The following is a 16,574-nucleotide window of genomic DNA, read 5'->3' as shown; positions in this document are numbered from 1 at the left end:
ACATGTTCCCCGCGTGTGCGGGGGTGATCCTATCCTGTTAGTAGGCGTTCTGTCTATTTCGGGATGTTCCCCGCGTGTGCGGGGGTGATCCCGCCTCGCTGCAATCGCGTACGCCGATATCGTCATGTTCCCCGCGTATGCGGTTTGCGTACGAGTGATTTTGCAGAGAGAATGTATGGCGGCGACCAATGGGGCGTCTCTCCTTGATGGCGTTACATGCGCGAGCTCTGGCCCGCGGTCGCAAGCACGGCTGTCTGGAACGAATATCGCATACTTTGGTCCTCGCGCTGCTGTGCGTTCATCGGCAGGTCAAGTGGAGAATGGCGGCCATTCCGCTTCTACTAAGCCTCGACGAGTGGATGGCAGAACAAGACCTGATCCCGAGGACCAGGTCTGCTTTAATGGCTTGCGAGGCTGCAGCGGCGTTGGCTTAATGGAATTGAACGTCGATGCGTTTTCTTGTATCTCCCTGCTGCTTCGGCATGCGGATTTCCAGCACGCCGTTCCGGTACGTCGCTTTGATGCCCTCAGGCGATACGTCGTGCGGCAGGGTAACGGACCGGTGAAAACGGCCGGCAAAACGCTCCTGCCGGTGCATATGCTCCTCCTTCACCTCGTTCACCCGGTTCACCGTTCCGCTGATCGTCAGCACGTTGCGGTCGACGTCGATGCTGACGTCTTCCTTTTTCTCCAGTCCCGGGATGTCGCAGGTCGCCACCACTTCATGCCCGGTTTCGTACACATCGACATTCAGATGGCCAAAAACATGTGCCAGGCCCCCTTTCAGACCGGAAAAATCATGCGAGAAAAACCGGTCCAGCTCGCGTCTCATGTTCTCGAGATGGCGGAACGGTTCGTACGGTACAAGCGCCATTAGTCATACCTCCATGCGTGATAAATATTGGACAATGTGATTATAACCGGATGCTATAGCGATTATTCGGAGCATCTTCTTGGCCGCGGCATGGAAAAGGGGTATGTATGTTCAGCGGCGGCCATAGCGCACCTTCCGCAGTTTGAACGGGGATGCTCCGCAGAGGAGCGACCGTTTGACAAATGGTGCGGGCTAGCCCATGATAAACGGTGAGAATATCGGACAAAGGAGCCTGACATGATACGTTTTGCGGTTATCGGAACGAATTGGATTACGGAGTCGTTTATCGAAGCGGCGCGAGAGACGGGAGAGTTTGTGCTGGCGGCAGTCTATTCGCGGACGGAGGAACGGGCGCGGGAGTTCGCCCGCAAGCACGGAGCCGAAGCGGTTTACACCGATTTGCAGGCGATGGCGGCCAGCGGCGCGATCGACGCCGTGTATATTGCCAGCCCGAATTCGCTGCATGCGGAACAGGCGATCGTCTGCATGAATCATGGCAAGCATGTGCTGTGCGAGAAGCCCATCGCCTCCAACGCCGCCGAGCTGCAGGAGATGATCGAAGCCGCGAAGCGCAATGGCGTTGTGCTAATGGAAGCGATGAAGTCGACAGTGCTCCCCAACTTTGCCGCGGTGCGCGAGCATTTGCCCAAGCTGGGGCCGATTCGCCGCTATTTCGCCAGCTTTTGTCAGTATTCGTCGCGCTATGACGCCTATAAGAAGGGAACGGTGCTCAATGCGTTCAACCCGGCGTTCTCCAATGGCTCCCTGATGGATTTGGGCATTTATGGCGTCTATCCGGCCGTCGTGCTGTTCGGAAGACCCGAGCGGGTGCAGGCGAGCGGCGTCATGCTGGAGTCCGGAGTCGACGGGGAAGGGACGGTGACGCTGCAGTACAAGGATATGGATGCGGTCGTCATCCATTCGAAAATGACCGATTCCTACTTGCCTGCGGAGATTCAGGGCGAGCATGGCACGATGATCATCGATAAAATCAGCCGCCCGTCCAGCGTACAAATCCGCTACCGCGACGGATCGACGGAGGATTTGACGCGGCAGCAGCACGCGAACGAGATGTTCTACGAAGCGCAGGAATTTATTCGGCTGATCCGCTCCGGCCTGCGGGAGTCGCCCGTCAATTCGCACGCCCATTCTTTGCTCACGCTCGGCATTCTGGACGAGGCCCGGCGCCAGTTCGGGCTCGTGTTCCCCGCAGACGCAAAGTCTGTGCGATAGGCAGGGCCGCCGCAGAAGCTATCGTTATGGCGGCACTATAAACCAATGCGAGGGGGCGCAAGGCATGCCCTGGCCCTGTAGGCGCAGCCGCGCTTAAAGGCAAGGCATCCACGGCAAACAGGCGCAGCACAACCGCAGGCAGGTATGGCCCGGCGGGCAATGGCTGGTGCGGCGTCGAGGTTCGCGTGTGCCCTCCGCACTCCTATCCCCCTCCATCTATACCGCACCGTATCCCGACTCGTCTCCCGCAATTTTGAATGATCCTTCTCCAAAAATATCGTTTTCTTAAGCATTTTCTTAAAACGGTTTTCACATTTGTCAGGTAGTATCAAGGTATACCGATAAAGAAAGCGATTAGAGAAGGAGAGACGGCGATGGACAGCGGCTTTTTCATAAATTTGGTCGATCAGTACGGGTACTGGATCTTTTATTTGGCGCTAAGCTTCGGGCCGTTCGGCATTCCGCTGCCCAATGAGGTGATCGTGACGACGAGCGGCCTGATTACCGGCAACGGGGGCTTGCTCCCTTGGCTCGTATATCTGTGCATCGTTTCCGGGATGATCACTGCGGTTACGGCTGGTTTTCTGATCGGCAAGCATTTCGGCAATCCGCTGGTCGAGAAGCTTAGAAAACATCGCAAGTACGGCCGTTCCATGGCGGCGGCCGAACGGCTGTTTCACCGGTATGGGGGCATCGCTTTATTCGTCAGCTACTTCATTCCGATCATCCGCTACATCGCGCCGGTTATGGCGGGAGCAAGTCGCATCCCGTACCGGACGTTCGCAGCGGTATCGTATGCCGGCGCGGTGACGTGGACGCTGCTGTTTTTCGGCTTCGGCTATTTGGCGGGGGACGAGCTGGCCGATGCGCTTGCTGCCCTGCATCCGGAGAAGGTGCTGGCTCCTTGCCTGACGGGAATGCTCATCGTGCTATCTGGCATTCGGAAATATTTTCCCGCTGCCGAAGGGGAAGGAGATGTCGGGGCATGAAGGCCGGCGACCGTCAGCCGAGCAGCAGACAACACGGCGAAGGAGGAAACGATGCTGAAAGCTGGGCAGATACGCTATCATACATTCGGAGAGCCTGAGCAGGTGCTGCGCTGGGAACGGATGACGTTGGCGCCGCCGGCAGCCGGAGAAATGCTCGTCCGCATGAAGGCGCGGCCGATCAACCCGTCGGACTTGATCCCGATTCGCGGGTCTTACGCCCACCGCATAGCGCTTCCCGCCGTGCCCGGCTACGAAGGCGTCGGCATCGTCGAGGAGGTCGGGCCTGACGTTCCGAAGGAGCTTGTCGGGCGGCGCGTGCTGCCCTTGAGGGGAGAGGGCACGTGGCAGGAAGTTGTGAGAACATCCGCGGCATTGGCCGTGCCCGTCCCGGACGAGCTGGGCGACGCGACAGCGGCGCAGCTATATATTAATCCGCTTACGGCGTGGCTCGTGTGCACGGAGGTGCTGGCGCTTAAGCCGGGCGACATCGTGCTGGTCAATGCCGCAGGCTCATCGCTCGGCCGCGTGATCGCCCAACTGGCGAAGCTGCGGGGCTTTCGGTTGATTGCCGTAATCCGAAACCGCGTACATACGAAAGAGCTGCTCCGGCTTGGCGCGGCGCATATCGTTCACACGGCGGAAGCCGACCTGTACCCCTCGGTCATGGAGCTGACAAAAGGCCGCGGCGCTACCGCCGCCATCGATGCCATTGGCGGGCCGGAAGGGACGAAGCTGGCCCGCTGCCTGCAGCCCGGCGGCACGTACTTGTCGATCGGCCTGCTGTCCAGGGTGCCGGTCGATTGGGCCGCGATTGCTCGCGAAACCCAGGTCCGGGCGACCTTGTTCCATCTTCGGCACTGGCTGGCCAGAACGACAGCGCCGGTGTGGCAGGACACGTTCCGCCGCTTAATTTCGGCCGTTGCGGACAGCCGTTTGCAGCTGCCGCCGGCCGCCGCGGCTTACCCGCTCGCGGAGTTTCGGGAAGCTGTCCGCGCCGCCGAGCGGCCCGGGAGGAGCGGCAAAATTTTGTTAACGGATTAAGGGGACCGGCAATGCGTGCCGCAATCCAAGCAGGAGTCGTTCGCCCAGCCTATGGCCGGGCATAGGGCCGATACGATAACGGAAATGACGGGGACGATCCGCTTTCTCGGGCGCTGAGTCGAGCCCCTTCCCGCGCGTTGGCCAGGTGACGGACGGCCTGCTTCGAGACATTCAGGCGAACGAGCGCATCTCGCCATATTTTATATTGCTGATTGCTCGCTGCTGGCGCTGGAGCCGCCGCCTCACATGGAGGAGCTGCAAAAGCTCGATCTGCGATGTGGAACGATTTTACATGAGAGGGGAATGATGTGTATACTATTGAAGTAATCATGGAGTGCCGAGGTGAAAACGATGCAGAGATCGACGCGATTTGCTTCTCTGTTAGTAGCGCTGCTGTTTGCCGGTTGCGTAGGCATTGCCAGCGCGGAGGCGTTGAACGTTCCGGCCGAAGCGAAGTCGGGCAAGCCGGTCAAGGAAGTGGTGAGCAATCCGGAGGCGGCGGCCCGCAGCATTGCTCACGACTATTTTACGGAGGTCGTGAACCGGAAAGGCTCCGACGGCATTGCGCTCATCGACTTTGCCATCGTGAATGTCGATGCGTCGGATTTAAGCGAGCTGAAGGTGTCCGTCGCCCTCACCTACGATACCGACCATTACGGAGAATGGTCCCCCGTCGAATATTCGATCATTCCGATAAAAGACAAATACCAGGTGCAAAAGCAGGTGTGCGTCATGGATGCGATCCCGGATTCCCCTGGGCGGGGAACGGTCAGCTGCAGCAAGCCGCTTCGGCAGGACGGGTCGGCCTTGTCCGTATCATCCTGATTTCTTGATCGGTTCAACCTTGATGCCGCTTCTTTCGCAAGCAAGACGCTGTTTTTGCCTGAACCAGGTCAGCCGGACTCCGGTTGGCCTATTTTCATATACCAATAAACGAAAGCCTCCACATCCCATGGAGGTTGTTTGCGTTTCCGATTTAGACTTTCGGCGACGCCGAAGATTCGCGGACGATCAGATTGGTCGGCAGCAGCGTTTCCGTCAGCGGCTTGTCCGGTTCGGCGATCCGCTCCATGAGCCTTTCGACCGCGCAACTGCCGAACAGCTCGAGATCGACGTTGACCGTTGTGATCGTTGGCGTAGCGATGCGCGACAAGTAGCCGTTGTCGAAGCTGACGACGGAGACGTCCTCGGGCACGCGCAAGCCGATCTGCTGCAGGGCGGAGTTCAGCATGAAGCCGAGCCCGTCGTTGACGCAAAACCATGCGGTCGGATGAGCATCGAGCTGCTGGACAAGGTTATTAATATAGGAGCTGTCCTCCTGCGCGTGATCGATGATAAAGCGGTCGTCCGCCTCCAGGCCGTGCTCGTGCAGGGCGAGCCGGTAGCCGTCCAGCCGCTCGTAGTAGCTCGGCGAAAAAGCGATATCTCCGACATACCCGATGGACCGGTGCCCGAGCCGGATCAGGTGGCGCACCGCTTCGTAAGCCCCGAACCGGTTGTTGGTCAGCACGCTGTCCGCCGCGATATCGGGATGGTGATGGTCGATCAGCACGGTCGGGATGCCCGTATCGATCACGGCATTGATATAATCGGTCGTGATATGGGAGAGCGCCAGCACCCCCGCCACCGACCGGTTCGCTACAAACGGCGGGAGGTCCAGCGCGGCGGCCTGCGCCTTGTTGACCGATTGGATCAATAGCTCGTAGCCGCGCTCGCGCACTTTCTTCTCGATGCTGAGATAGATGCCGCCGAAAAAGTTTTTCTGGGAGAACGCGAAATCGGAAGCGATCAGCGCAATACTGCCCCCGCCCGGCGCATTCGGCTGCCGCCGTTTCTTATCTTTGCTGTATACATAGCCCATCTGCTCCGCCGTTTCGATAATCAGCTGCCGCGTCGTCTCGCTGACGCCGGATTTGCCGGTCAGCGCCTGCGAAACGGAGTTTTTGGACAGATTAAGCCGGTCGGCGATATCCTGCATCGTCACTTTCGCTTTCATGCCGTTCATCCCTTTCTTCCCTTTCCTGGTCAAGGCCGCGATCTGCCGATCCGATGCCTGCTCTTATGAATATTCCTATTGTCAATGACAGCGCAGCTTTGCGTCAACACTACAATTGTAACGTTACAAAATCATTTTGTAAAGTTAACATTGTAAATTGATATGTGACATTATAACTTGACTTTTTCGCTGATAATGATGATAATGAAGGCATAAACGCTTTCATTTGCCTTGTTTTTATTGTAAGTAACGTTACTTTACATTACTTTCGTGACGAAAATGGTGAATCTTTCGGGAGGTCTTGGGGACGATGAGAAAAAGTAACGCGGTTCTTCTCTTATCGGTCATGTTAGGCTCTGTGTTGTCCGCCTGCTCCACCGGCCAAGGAAATCCGGGAGGCGGCGCCGCAGCCGAGGGCGGCGTGACGACCATCGAATTTTGGGCGGCGCCCAATCCGACGCAGCAGGCGTATTGGCAGCAGATGGCCAAAGCGTACGAAGCGGACAATCCCGGCGTCAAGATCAACGTGAGCGCCATCAAGGAATCGCCGAGCTCGGAGGCGAGCATTCAGGCGGCGCTGGCCGGCAAGAGTGCGCCGACGATGTCCGAGAACATCAACCGCGGGTTCGCGGCGCAGCTGGCCGGAAGCAAGGCGCTCGTCCCGCTCGATACGCTGCCCGGTTTTGCCGAGATCGTCGGCAGCCGGAACATGTCGCAGACGATCGAATCGTGGTCGTTCGCGGACGGCCATCAATATGTATTGCCGATATACTCCAATGCGATGCTGTTCGGCTGGCGCATCGACCTCTTGAAGGAACTCGGCTATGACCGGCCGCCGCAAACGTATAGCGAAGTGCTGGAGCTGACCGGAAAGCTGAAGGCGGCGAATAAAGACCGCTACCTGTGGGCGAAGGCCGACCTGGCCGATCCGACCGCCTGGAAGCGCTGGTTCGACTTCTTCATGCTCTATAACGCCGCGTCGGGAGGCAACAATTTCATCGAAGGTAACCGGTTCGTCGGAGACGACAAGGCCGGCGTGGAGACGCTGACCTTCCTCGATAACCTGCGCAAGGCCGGCGGCCTTCTGACGCAGAATGCGACCGACCCGTTCGAGACCGGAACGAGCGTGTTCGCCGATCTCGGCCCGTGGACATTCACGTACTGGAAGGAGAAATTTCCGGAGATGAAATACGGCGAGACGTTCGCGCTGTCGATGCCGCCGGTGCCTGACGGCCAGGACCCGGCGGCAAGCAAGACGTTCGCAGATACGAAGGGGATCGTCATCTACGCCTCCGCTACGGAAGAGCAGAAGAAAGCGGCGATGGATTTCCTGAAGTGGGTTTACGCGAATCCGGAGAACGACCTGAAATGGTTCGAGCAGACGATGCTGCCGCCGGCGCGCGACGATCTGACGACGAACGAATCGTTCCAGGCCATCTTGAAGGCTAACCCGGAGCTGGCGCCGTATGCGGAGAATGTGCCGAACGCCGTGCCGCCGGTAGATAACGCGAAATATAACGAGCTGCAAACGCTGATCGGTCAGGAGGCGCTGAACAAGGTGGTGCGCGGCGAAATTTCGCCGCAGGATGGCTGGGCCAATATGAAGAAGGCCATCGAAGCCGCACTGAAATAAAGGAGTCTTCTTATGGAACGGCCTAACAACAGGTTGGGCTGGCTGTTTACCAGCCCGTACCTCATTTATTCCGTCGTGTTCTTTGTAGTTCCGCTCGTCTGGTCTTTGTATTTGTCCATTACCGACTGGGATCTGATCGCGCCGGAATATCATTTCGTCGGATTGGGCAATTTCCTGGACGCGCTCCGTTCGCCGGGCGTGCGCTCCGCGTTCTGGGTCACCTACAAGTTCATGCTCGTCTTCATTCCGATCGTGACGGTGATGGCGCTGACCGTGGCGGTGCTCGTAAGCGGGCTGCCGCGCTGCAAAAGCTTGTTCCTGATCGGCTTTTTCCTGCCGTACTTGTCGTCGGGGGTCGTTTCCTCGCTGATCGTCAAAGGGCTGCTGTCCTATAACAGCCCGGTGAATACGCTGCTTCGGGGCTTCGGCATCTCGATCGACTGGCTCGGCACGCCGATGGCTGCGCTGTTTGTCGTCGGCGTCATTTTGGCCTGGAAATTCACGGGCTATTATGCGCTCATCCTGACCGCCGGACTGGGCAGCATCGACAAGGAAATTTACGAAGCGGCCGCCATCGACGGCGTGACGGACCGCCAGCGGTTCTGGAAGATCACGCTGCCGCTGCTCTATCCGTCGCTGTATACGACGCTTATTCTGGCCTTCGGGGTCACCTTCGGCATCTTCACCGAAGTGTACCAGCTGACCGGCGGCGGTCCGAGCTTCGCGACGAATACGTGGCAGATGGAGATTTTCAATCAGGCGTTCAAAAACTTGCAGGCCGGCTACGCATCCGCCGTAGCGCTGCTGGCGTCGCTGGCGACGTTCGCTTCGATCTACGTCGTCCGCAAACTATTGGAATGGTGGGGGAAGCGCTATGGTTGGAGCTAAACGCCATCGCCAGCTGCGGCTTGCGGTGCGCTATGCCTTCGCGCTCGTCCTGCTGCTCTTGCTGGTCTATCCGTATTTGTACATGGTGCTCAATTCGCTCGCCGACTGGAGCCAGATCGACCGCAGGCTGATTCCGACCTCGTACACGCTGAAGTCGTACGAATGGCTGTTTTCCGGCGGCGAGACCGGCGTGTCCCGGCCGTGGACGACGGCGTTTGTGAACAGCGTCATCGTCTCCGTCGCCTCGACGGCGCTGATGATGCTGTTCGGGGTGATGGTCGCCTACGCGCTGGCGAAGCTGAAATTCCGCGGCCGCGATTTTACGAACAATTTCGTGCTGTTCCATATGTTTTTTCCGGCCATCATTTTGCTCATTCCGACGTTTTTGACGGTGCAGCGGATCGGCATGTACGATACGTATCTCGGGATGATTGTGCCGAAGGCGCTCAGCTTGTGGGCGATTTTCATGTACACGAACTTTTTCAAGGCGATCCCTGATGCGTTCATCGAAGCGGCCAAGCTCGACGGAGCCAGCGACTGGACGATCATGTACAAGATTATGCTGCCGATGTCCAAATCGATCACAACCGTCGTCTTCCTGTTCCTGTTGATGGAGCGGTGGACGGAGCTGTTGTGGGACATGATTGTCGTGCAAAGCGACGAGCTGCTGACGCTCAACGTGCTGCTGTCGCAAATGTTCGGCCCGTACGCGACGTATCCGGGGCCGCTGTACGCGGCGTCTGTGCTGCTGACGCTGCCGATCATCGTGCTGTTCGTTATTTTCGGGAAAAAGTTTCAAGAAGGCATGCAATTCAATCTCAAATGACAACAAGGAGTGCTTCATTCAGCCATGACTTACTTTTCGGAGAAGACGTCCGTTCAGAAGTGCGACGCCCTGCTCGAGCAGTACCGAAGCGCCGGGGAGCGGGCCGGCGGCGCGCAGAAGCTGAATTTCGGAGGCGTGGACGGCAAGGACGTATACAATATTGCGGCTCCGTTCCAGGACGGCGGGGAGACGATCATCGCCGGACGGGTGGAGTCGCGGGACAGCGAAAACTCCGACATCGTCTTCTTCACGGAGCGCGGCGGCGTCTGGTTGCCCCTCGAAGGGGCGCCGGTGCTGCGGCTGCAGGACCCGTTCCATGCGACGATCGGCGGTCTGCACGTGCTCGGCGGCGTGGAGACTTTCCCCCATCCCGAGCAGCCCGGCAAGCTGATGTGGCGGACGGTGCTGTACCGGGGACAGCGCATTGCCGAGCTGGAGCGGTTCTTCGAGGGGCCGGACGGCATGAAGGACATCCGCCTCGTCGAGCTGAACGACGGCTCGGTCGGCGTATTTACCCGGCCGCAAGGGGAGAAGGGCGGCCGCGGCAAAATCGGCTTCATCCGCATCGGCTCGCTGGACGAGCTGACGGTGCAGGCGATCGAGGATGCGCCGCTCCTCGAGGCTCATTTTGACGACGAGGAATGGGGCGGGGCGAACGAAGCCCATCTGCTGGACGGCGGTCTCGTCGGGGTGCTCGGCCATATCGCCCGTTTCGACGAGCAGGGCAACCGTCATTATTATCCGATCGTATTCGTCTATCATCCCGAGACGGGCGGCCGCACCCCGCTCAAAATTATAGCCGAGCGGGCCGACTTCGCGCCGGGACCGTCCAAGCGGCCGGATCTTGCGGATGTCGTCTTCAGCGGCGGCCTCATCCGCCACGGCGACGGCACGGCTACACTGTACGCCGGCATCGGCGATGCGGAAGCGCAGCGGATCGAGATCCGCGACCCGTTCGCCGCTTACGAGCGCAAGCCGGAATGAGCGGCGGCGCCGCGCGCGCCGGCGGCCAGCCGGGTCAAGCGAAGCTACAGGCAAGGGAGTTAGTTCATCTATGATCAAGGTTTATCGCTATGAAGAGAATCCGCTGATTACGCCGGCCGATGTCAAGCCCCACTGCGACGGCTTCGAGGTGATCGGCGCGTTCAACGCCGGCATTGCCCGGTACGGCGACGAGATTATTATGCTGCTGCGGGTGGCGGAACGGCCTGTCACGCGCAAGCCGGGCATCGTCGCGGCGCCGGTATACGACGCGGCCCAGGGACGGCTTGAGCTGATCGAACTGGATGAGCGCGACGAGCGGTACGACTTCTCGGACCCGCGCGTCATCCGCAACCGCAGCGAAGGCGCGACGTTCCAATATTTGACGTCGCTTTCGTATTTGCGCCTTGCGCGCAGCCGGGACGGCCGCCGCTTTACCGTCGATGACGAGCCGTTCATCTACCCGTCGCAGCCGCAGGAATCGTTCGGCATCGAAGATCCGCGCATTACGCAGATCGGCGATACGTACTATATTTATTTTTCGGCTGTGTCGCCTGTCGGCGTCGGCGTGTCGCTCGTGTCGACGACCGATTTTCGCGCCGTGACTCATCACGGCATGATTTTTTGCCCGGACAACAAGGATGTGCTCATCTTCCCGGAGAAGATCGGGGGCAAATATTACGCCCTCCACCGTCCGACGACGAGGAGCGTCGGCTATCCGGAGATCTGGATCGCCGAGTCGGACAATCTGCTGCAGTGGGGCAATCACCGCCATCTGCTCGGCCTTCGCCCGGGCATGTGGGACAGCGGCCGCATCGGCGGCGGCGCGGTGCCGATCCGCACGGAGCGGGGCTGGCTCGAGCTGTACCACGGCGCGACGAAGGAGCATCGCTACTGCATGGGCGCGGTGCTGCTCGACCTGGAAGACCCGGCGAAGGTGCTGGCGCGCTCGAGCAAGCCGATTCTCGAACCGGAAGCGCCGTACGAGAAGGAAGGCTTTTTCGGCGGCGTCGTCTTCTCCTGCGGAGCGCTCGTGGAAGGCGATGTCGTCAAGATGTACTACGGCGTCGCCGATACATCGATGGCGGCGGCCGAGCTGAGCTTGACGGAGATTCTCGACAGTCTGGAGAAGGTGTGATTGGACGACCCGATTCAGCGTTTTTGACCAAATAGCGTTGCTGCGTACTGTTCCATTTTAAAAAGGGCTGCGGCATCCCAGGAAGCGGCAGGATCAGCGAGAAGGGGAAGCTAGCATTTGACAACGGGCGCCTGATCGCCGCGGCAGGGCACGCCGGGGCGTGCCGCCGGGCCATGGCCGAGGGCACGCGAGCCCTCAGCCGCGAGTACCCGAGCCTTGTGGCCGTACACTATTGCTACGTCGCCCACTTGAGCCCGACTGCCGAAACGATGATCAGGGCAATAAAGAAGCCGCGCCGCCAATCCTTCGGCTCGCCGAAGGCGAACATCCCGAGCAGCGTGCTGCCGACCGCGCCGATTCCGGTCCAGACCGCGTAGGCAGTGCCCATGGAAATATCGGACATGGCCAACATGAGCAGCGAGAAGCTGCTTCCGTACGCAGCGACGAAGAAGACATACGACAGCCAGTTCCGGTACGTCGTGATGCTCTTAAGGGCCAGCACGCCGAGCACCTCGCAGAGGCCTGCGGCGACAAGGGCAATCCAGGCCATGATCAGGCTCCTCCTTCCGTACGTTCGGCTTCGACGTCGGCGTCTTTGGTGACGAGCTTAAGGCCCAGGACGCCCGCCGCCATCGTGGCGATAAACAGCAGCTTCAGCGGCTTGACCGGCTCGCCGAACAGCACGATTTCGGCGATGACGGTTCCGGCTGTGCCGAGTCCGGTAAAGAGGACGTATACCGTGCCGAGCGGCAGCTTGGCCGCCACATCGATAAACACCTTGAAGCTGAAAATAATCGAGGCCGCGGTGATCGCCCAATGCCACCAGGCTGTCGAATGCTTGAGACCTGATACCCAGACGACCTCCAGCGCCCCGGCCAGCAATAACAACCACCATTCTTTTTTCACAACCATACACTCCTCTGAAAAGCTAAGAACGAAAATTTGTTGATAACGGGAGAACGCACGCCAAGCTTTGCGGCTTGCCCGAACTCCATTGTATACGAAAGCCCCCTCTTTCGTATAATGAACGATTGTGATCGAGATATCAAAAATGATGATGCCTCGGATCGAGGCGAGAAGATGTTATCGGGACAAAAAATGCAGTAACGGTTCCGCGGACCCGCCGAGGGCGGATGGTTGAATAAAGGCGGTTCATGAACGTGAGCAATCGGTCAGCAATCAGTGAGCAATCGCCCAGGCATTGCGCATTTGAGCGGGGCGTGTACAATAGATAGGGAAGCAGCCAGGGAAGGAGAGGTTAACGAATGGAATACCATCGCATTACAAGTATAGAAGACCCGTTGTTTCGCAAAATGCACCGGCTCATGCAGGATGTATTCCCGCCCGAGGAAGTGCTGGAATACGAGCTGTGGAAAGAGCCGCTGGAGGACCCGGGCATCCGCGTCTTTGTCGCCGTAAGCGAAGGAGAAGTGGTCGGAGCGACGGAATACCGATATTACGACGATTTTAACGTCGCCATGACGGATTTTACGATCATCGGCAAGCCGGGGCTTGGCATCGGCCGGTTCCTGTGGCGGAAGCGGCAGGATGACCTGCTTGCGCTGGCTGCGGCGAATGGACGGGAACTGTTCGGCATGTTCGCGGAAATCTACGATCCGTACCGCGCAGGCGATCATGCTTTCGGCGGGATCAAGCCGATGGACCCGTACGTGCGCCGCGAGGTGCTGTCGCATCTCGGCTACATGCGGCTCGACTTCCCTTACGTGCATCCGTCCTGGAACAACGACGGGGAAGCCGTTCACGGTCTCGATCTGTGCTTCCTGCCGACGAATGAGCAGCAGAGCGAGCTTCCGGCCGAGCTGATCGTCCGTTTCCTGAAGCGGTATTACGCGGTGTTGCCGAATAAGCCCCAGGCATGGCTCGATATGATCGGCGCGCTGGAATCGAAGCAAACTGTCCGGCTGCTTCCTCTCTGACGGGCGGCCGGCGAGCGGAAGGGATGGGAATAGCGGCGTCAAGCGCCGGGAGCGGCGGCGTCCGGGGAACAGGGCGCCGCTATTTTTTTGGCGGCAGGCGCGGCGGAGGCGGCATGCTGAAGGGCACTGTTATTTTCGCACAAGTCGTAGTGTGCTAGTGTGCTGGTGTTGAAGGACACAAAGCCGCTTTTGAGGCAGCAGGCGGATTTCAACCCGGGTGCGCCTTGAGCGAAGCGCAAGGAGTGGGGGCAGACATGGCGAACGACTTGAACGCCCTGGCGCAGCGATTCGCGGCCGGGCTGCTGACGATGGACGGCGTTTATCGGACTGCGCTGCCTCCGGGCCGTTATGCAGGACATAGCCGCTCCAATCCGACGACTCGCTCCGGTCTCGTGTTTGCGCTTAAGGGAGAGGCCGTATTCACGTTCAATGGCAGGCCGTATCGGCTCGGTCCGGGCAAGGTGCTGCACGGCGGCAAAAATATGGAGCTGATCCTTGAGACCGGCCCGTCCGGATTTGAATATATCCTTATTCATTATACGGCGGAGCCGATGATTGCCTTCGCCGGCTCGCCGCATTTCATGCTGGATTGCGGGGAGAGCCTGGCCGTTGCGGAGAAGCTGGAGCAGCTTCGCGCCGTTATGGCGGCGCCGGGCGGCATTTCTGCGCTGCGCGGCAAAGAGCTGTTTTACGGGCATTTTGCATGAGACGCTGACTTGTGCGCGCTGCAAGCTGAACCGCGACAGCAGGCCCGCCATCGAGCAGGCTATCGAGTATATTCATGCCCATTACATGGAGCCGCTGACCCTCCCCAGGCTGGCCGCCAGGCACGGCATGGACGCCAAGCCTTTTGCCTATTTGTTCAGCAAGTATGCCGGCATGTCGCCGATCAGCTATTTGATCCGGCACCGGATGAAACGGGCGGAGCATCTGCTCTTGACGACAGCGTATCCGGTCGGCGAGATCGCGAGGAGCGTCGGCTATTCGGACGTGCATTATTTCAGCCGGCTATTCCGCAAGCATCGCGGCTGCGCACCGACACAATTCCGCCGCCAGTCGGAAATTGTCCACCTTGGAATGGATAAATCTCTATTTTAATGCGGCTGCTGCACGTTTATAATATACGATAATGAAAATCATTATCACATCGGCGGACGGCCTTGTCGCGGCGACGGCTGCTGCCAATGAAGGGGTAATATTCGTGCAGAGGATTATAGACAGGTTTCATGGGAAAATGACGGTTCTGATCATGTGTGCCGTACTGCTTGCTGGTTTGCTCGCCGGCTGCGGAGCCCGGGCCGGAAGCAGCGGCGAACTTGACGCTTCCGGAGCAGGCGGGAACAACGCGGCGGCCGGGCAAGGCGGGGCGAGTAACGGGCAGGAGGGTGCCGGCGGCGCGGCGGCCGGAGAAGGCGGAGCGAAGAGCGGCGCCGGCGCGGCGTCTTATCCGCTGACGATCAAGCATGCCAAGGGCGAGACGGTGATTCGCGAAAAGCCCAAATCGGTGGCCATCACTTATTTTCCATACGCCGATCATCTGCTTGCGATTGGCGAGATGCCCGAGAAGCTGGGCGTCGTGGGCTTGAGCTCGCTGAAGAACTTTCCGGTGTACGATCCGTTCACGAAGGACGGCCGCATCATCGACCTGGGCAACACGGCGAATCTGGAGAAAGTGCTGGAGATGAGCCCCGATGTGATCATCGCCTGGGAGGACGACGACAAGATATACGAGCAGCTGGCGAAAATCGCCGATACGATTGTCATTCCTTCCTCGGAGAACTGGCAGGATACGATCACCCAGGTTGCTGCCGTTATGGGGCGGGAGGACGCGGCCCAGGTCTATATCGACCGGTATAACGCCAAGCTGCAGGAAGTCGCGGCGGCGATGGAGAAAAGCGGCGAGAAAGGCAAAACCGCGCTGTTCATGATGACCTGGGGCAAAGGCTTCAGCTACTACGGCGGCAAAAGGATGGAGCCTTACTACAAGGATATGGGCTTCAAACCGTTCGACAGCTTGGGGGACTGGGGCGAAATCAGCCTGGAAGGGGTCAGCGAGTTGAACCCGGATTATATTTTCGTCGGCGAGGATTTTACGAATTCCGCGGAAATGACGCTGAAGGAGTTGGAGGCGAATCCGGTCTGGAACAGTCTGAACGCAGTGAAGAACAAGAAGCTGTTCGTCGTCGATACGGAAATAGTCGGACCGCTCGCCATGGGCCAATCCAAGGGGCTGGAGCTGATCGGCGAGATCATGGGCGAGGGGAAGTAGCGCATAGTCACCGGGGGCAAACGGACTGCAACCGGAAGCGGGCGGACAGCAACCGGGCAGCAACCGGGAAGCATCAGACCGCAACGTGAACAACCGGAAGGCAATCGGGAGGCAACAGATCGCAACGTGAACAACCGGAAGGCAATCGGGAGGCAACAGATCGCATCGGGAACAACCGGAAGGCAACCGGGAAGCATCAGATCGCAACGTGAACAACCGGAAGGCAACCGGAAAGCAACAGATCGCACCGGGAACTACCGGAAGGCAACCGGACATCATCAGCCCGCGCCGGGAAAGACGCAAAATCTGCGAAGATTTTGCGTCTTTTGGCATAGAGACGTCGATGACGAGGATTCTTCTCATCACCCGTCGTCCCCTGCGGTATTGAAAATCGAGCGTGTGGATGTCGCTGAATTTTCGGGGGGAGTTTAGCAAATGTTGTATTTTGTACAACAAAAACGGGGGGATAAACCGCATATGCCGGTAGTGTCAAGAAGTTTGTGTAACGTAGTAGATATATCCAGAAGTGGTTGCGTGAACGCATAGTGTTTGAATGTTCTGACACCTTGGCGAACATAGCCCAAGCGTAGGCGGGGCGCTGGTTTTTTATTCCACCGATGTTGCAGTCGTGGGATAACGCTCCTCGAACATCTGTACCAGCTTTTCCTTGACACCCGGCTGACCGAAACCAGTAGTGACGCGGTTAGCATAACGCTCGTTGTAGTCCATGATGTCGAGGTAAATGATCTTCTCCACCGCGTCGATATTG

17 protein-coding genes, 1 pseudogene and 1 CRISPR repeat array (1 of these 19 running past the window's edge) are annotated in these 16,574 nt (G+C 58.8%); of the genes and pseudogenes, 13 read left to right on the top strand and 5 right to left on the bottom strand.

Translation table 11 applies throughout. The annotated features are described in order from the left end of the window. Positions 1-91: a CRISPR direct-repeat array (repeat unit 28 nt; unit sequence ATGTTCCCCGCGTGTGCGGGGGTGATCC); it reaches 852 nt to the left of the window's first position. 339 nt (positions 92-430) lie between these two features. Continuing rightward, the gene (locus F591_RS0121300) at positions 431-874 is read right to left on the bottom strand and encodes an Hsp20/alpha crystallin family protein (RefSeq protein ID WP_019536640.1); all 444 of its coding nucleotides are present in this window, start codon (positions 872-874) and stop codon (positions 431-433) included. Positions 875-1,111: 237 nt separating this feature from the next. Between F591_RS0121300 and F591_RS0121295 the strand changes: the two genes are divergently transcribed. The 4 genes from F591_RS0121295 to F591_RS28670 all read left to right on the top strand — a co-directional run bounded on the left by F591_RS0121295 (position 1,112) and on the right by F591_RS28670 (position 4,962). Beyond that, positions 1,112-2,107 (top strand): Gfo/Idh/MocA family protein, encoded by a 996-nt coding sequence (locus tag F591_RS0121295; RefSeq protein WP_019536639.1) that lies wholly within the window; start codon positions 1,112-1,114, stop codon positions 2,105-2,107. A 374-nt stretch (positions 2,108-2,481) separates the two neighbouring features. Continuing rightward, the gene (locus tag F591_RS28675) at positions 2,482-3,096 is read left to right on the top strand and encodes a DedA family protein (RefSeq protein ID WP_019536638.1); all 615 of its coding nucleotides are present in this window, start codon (positions 2,482-2,484) and stop codon (positions 3,094-3,096) included. A 51-nt stretch (positions 3,097-3,147) separates the two neighbouring features. Beyond that, a complete protein-coding gene (locus tag F591_RS0121285; RefSeq protein WP_019536637.1) occupies positions 3,148-4,137 on the top strand; it encodes a zinc-binding dehydrogenase in 990 nt (329 codons plus the stop codon). A gap of 351 nt (positions 4,138-4,488) precedes the next feature. Next, positions 4,489-4,962 (top strand): hypothetical protein, encoded by a 474-nt coding sequence (locus F591_RS28670; RefSeq protein ID WP_156829649.1) that lies wholly within the window; start codon positions 4,489-4,491, stop codon positions 4,960-4,962. Positions 4,963-5,113: 151 nt separating this feature from the next. Here the strand turns inward: F591_RS28670 and F591_RS0121270 are convergent, their stop codons facing one another. After that, the gene (locus tag F591_RS0121270) at positions 5,114-6,133 is read right to left on the bottom strand and encodes a LacI family DNA-binding transcriptional regulator (RefSeq protein ID WP_026326791.1); all 1,020 of its coding nucleotides are present in this window, start codon (positions 6,131-6,133) and stop codon (positions 5,114-5,116) included. A gap of 310 nt (positions 6,134-6,443) precedes the next feature. On the opposite strand from F591_RS0121270, the gene F591_RS0121265 reads away from it, so the two are divergent. The 5 genes from F591_RS0121265 to F591_RS0121245 all read left to right on the top strand — a co-directional run bounded on the left by F591_RS0121265 (position 6,444) and on the right by F591_RS0121245 (position 11,599). Further along, positions 6,444-7,766, top strand: a complete 1,323-nt coding sequence (locus tag F591_RS0121265) for an ABC transporter substrate-binding protein (protein ID WP_019536633.1) — start codon at positions 6,444-6,446, stop codon at positions 7,764-7,766. Positions 7,767-7,778: 12 nt separating this feature from the next. Then, positions 7,779-8,654: a carbohydrate ABC transporter permease gene (locus F591_RS0121260; protein WP_019536632.1), complete on the top strand. Its 876-nt coding sequence runs from the start codon at positions 7,779-7,781 to the stop codon at positions 8,652-8,654. Beyond that, positions 8,641-9,480, top strand: a complete 840-nt coding sequence (locus F591_RS0121255) for a carbohydrate ABC transporter permease (protein ID WP_019536631.1) — start codon at positions 8,641-8,643, stop codon at positions 9,478-9,480. The genes F591_RS0121260 and F591_RS0121255 overlap by 14 nt, the downstream gene beginning before the upstream one ends. A gap of 24 nt (positions 9,481-9,504) precedes the next feature. Beyond that, positions 9,505-10,464, top strand: coding sequence for an MTP-1 family protein (locus tag F591_RS0121250; protein WP_019536630.1), 960 nt, complete (start codon positions 9,505-9,507; stop codon positions 10,462-10,464). A gap of 73 nt (positions 10,465-10,537) precedes the next feature. Further along, complete coding sequence (locus tag F591_RS0121245) at positions 10,538-11,599, top strand: BtaManbiosPhlase (RefSeq protein ID WP_026326790.1); 1,062 nt, start codon at positions 10,538-10,540, stop codon at positions 11,597-11,599. A gap of 235 nt (positions 11,600-11,834) precedes the next feature. Here the strand turns inward: F591_RS0121245 and F591_RS0121240 are convergent, their stop codons facing one another. Together F591_RS0121240 and F591_RS0121235 are read right to left on the bottom strand one after the other, a co-directional pair. Beyond that, the gene (locus tag F591_RS0121240) at positions 11,835-12,149 is read right to left on the bottom strand and encodes a DMT family transporter (RefSeq protein ID WP_019536628.1); all 315 of its coding nucleotides are present in this window, start codon (positions 12,147-12,149) and stop codon (positions 11,835-11,837) included. 2 nt (positions 12,150-12,151) lie between these two features. Further along, positions 12,152-12,505 carry a DMT family transporter gene (locus F591_RS0121235; RefSeq protein ID WP_019536627.1) on the bottom strand — a complete coding sequence of 118 codons (354 nt, stop codon included), beginning with the start codon at positions 12,503-12,505 and terminating at the stop codon, positions 12,152-12,154. 359 nt (positions 12,506-12,864) lie between these two features. Between F591_RS0121235 and F591_RS0121230 the strand changes: the two genes are divergently transcribed. The 4 genes from F591_RS0121230 to F591_RS0121220 all read left to right on the top strand — a co-directional run bounded on the left by F591_RS0121230 (position 12,865) and on the right by F591_RS0121220 (position 15,805). After that, positions 12,865-13,536 (top strand): GNAT family N-acetyltransferase, encoded by a 672-nt coding sequence (locus tag F591_RS0121230; RefSeq protein ID WP_019536626.1) that lies wholly within the window; start codon positions 12,865-12,867, stop codon positions 13,534-13,536. Between the two features lie 254 nt (positions 13,537-13,790). Beyond that, positions 13,791-14,243, top strand: a complete 453-nt coding sequence (locus tag F591_RS29735; protein ID WP_051109235.1) for a hypothetical protein — start codon at positions 13,791-13,793, stop codon at positions 14,241-14,243. Next, positions 14,236-14,634 (top strand): helix-turn-helix domain-containing protein, encoded by a 399-nt coding sequence (locus tag F591_RS29730; RefSeq protein ID WP_051109234.1) that lies wholly within the window; start codon positions 14,236-14,238, stop codon positions 14,632-14,634. Before F591_RS29735 ends, F591_RS29730 begins: the two co-directional genes overlap by 8 nt. 103 nt (positions 14,635-14,737) lie before the next feature. Beyond that, positions 14,738-15,805, top strand: a complete 1,068-nt coding sequence (locus tag F591_RS0121220; protein ID WP_245581095.1) for an ABC transporter substrate-binding protein — start codon at positions 14,738-14,740, stop codon at positions 15,803-15,805. A 606-nt stretch (positions 15,806-16,411) separates the two neighbouring features. On the opposite strand, the pseudogene F591_RS33655 reads toward F591_RS0121220, so the two are convergent. Then, a pseudogene (locus F591_RS33655) lies at positions 16,412-16,574 on the bottom strand (IS256 family transposase); the annotation flags it as partial.

Origin of the sequence: Paenibacillus ginsengihumi DSM 21568 (assembly GCF_000380965.1) — a bacterium.
Taxonomy (GTDB): domain Bacteria; phylum Bacillota; class Bacilli; order Paenibacillales; family NBRC-103111; genus Paenibacillus_G; species Paenibacillus_G ginsengihumi.
Note: the sequence above shows the minus strand (reverse complement) of the source record. Positions and strands in the feature narration are given on the sequence as shown.

Coding starts and splice junctions, on each gene's coding strand:
- F591_RS0121300 (WP_019536640.1), bottom strand. CDS start 874: ATGGCGCTTGTACCGTACGAACCGTTCCGCCATCTCGAGAACATGAGA.
- F591_RS0121295 (WP_019536639.1), top strand. CDS start 1,112: ATGATACGTTTTGCGGTTATCGGAACGAATTGGATTACGGAGTCGTTT.
- F591_RS28675 (WP_019536638.1), top strand. CDS start 2,482: ATGGACAGCGGCTTTTTCATAAATTTGGTCGATCAGTACGGGTACTGG.
- F591_RS0121285 (WP_019536637.1), top strand. CDS start 3,148: ATGCTGAAAGCTGGGCAGATACGCTATCATACATTCGGAGAGCCTGAG.
- F591_RS28670 (WP_156829649.1), top strand. CDS start 4,489: ATGCAGAGATCGACGCGATTTGCTTCTCTGTTAGTAGCGCTGCTGTTT.
- F591_RS0121270 (WP_026326791.1), bottom strand. CDS start 6,133: ATGAAAGCGAAAGTGACGATGCAGGATATCGCCGACCGGCTTAATCTG.
- F591_RS0121265 (WP_019536633.1), top strand. CDS start 6,444: ATGAGAAAAAGTAACGCGGTTCTTCTCTTATCGGTCATGTTAGGCTCT.
- F591_RS0121260 (WP_019536632.1), top strand. CDS start 7,779: ATGGAACGGCCTAACAACAGGTTGGGCTGGCTGTTTACCAGCCCGTAC.
- F591_RS0121255 (WP_019536631.1), top strand. CDS start 8,641: ATGGTTGGAGCTAAACGCCATCGCCAGCTGCGGCTTGCGGTGCGCTAT.
- F591_RS0121250 (WP_019536630.1), top strand. CDS start 9,505: ATGACTTACTTTTCGGAGAAGACGTCCGTTCAGAAGTGCGACGCCCTG.
- F591_RS0121240 (WP_019536628.1), bottom strand. CDS start 12,149: ATGGCCTGGATTGCCCTTGTCGCCGCAGGCCTCTGCGAGGTGCTCGGC.
- F591_RS0121230 (WP_019536626.1), top strand. CDS start 12,865: ATGGAATACCATCGCATTACAAGTATAGAAGACCCGTTGTTTCGCAAA.
- F591_RS29735 (WP_051109235.1), top strand. CDS start 13,791: ATGGCGAACGACTTGAACGCCCTGGCGCAGCGATTCGCGGCCGGGCTG.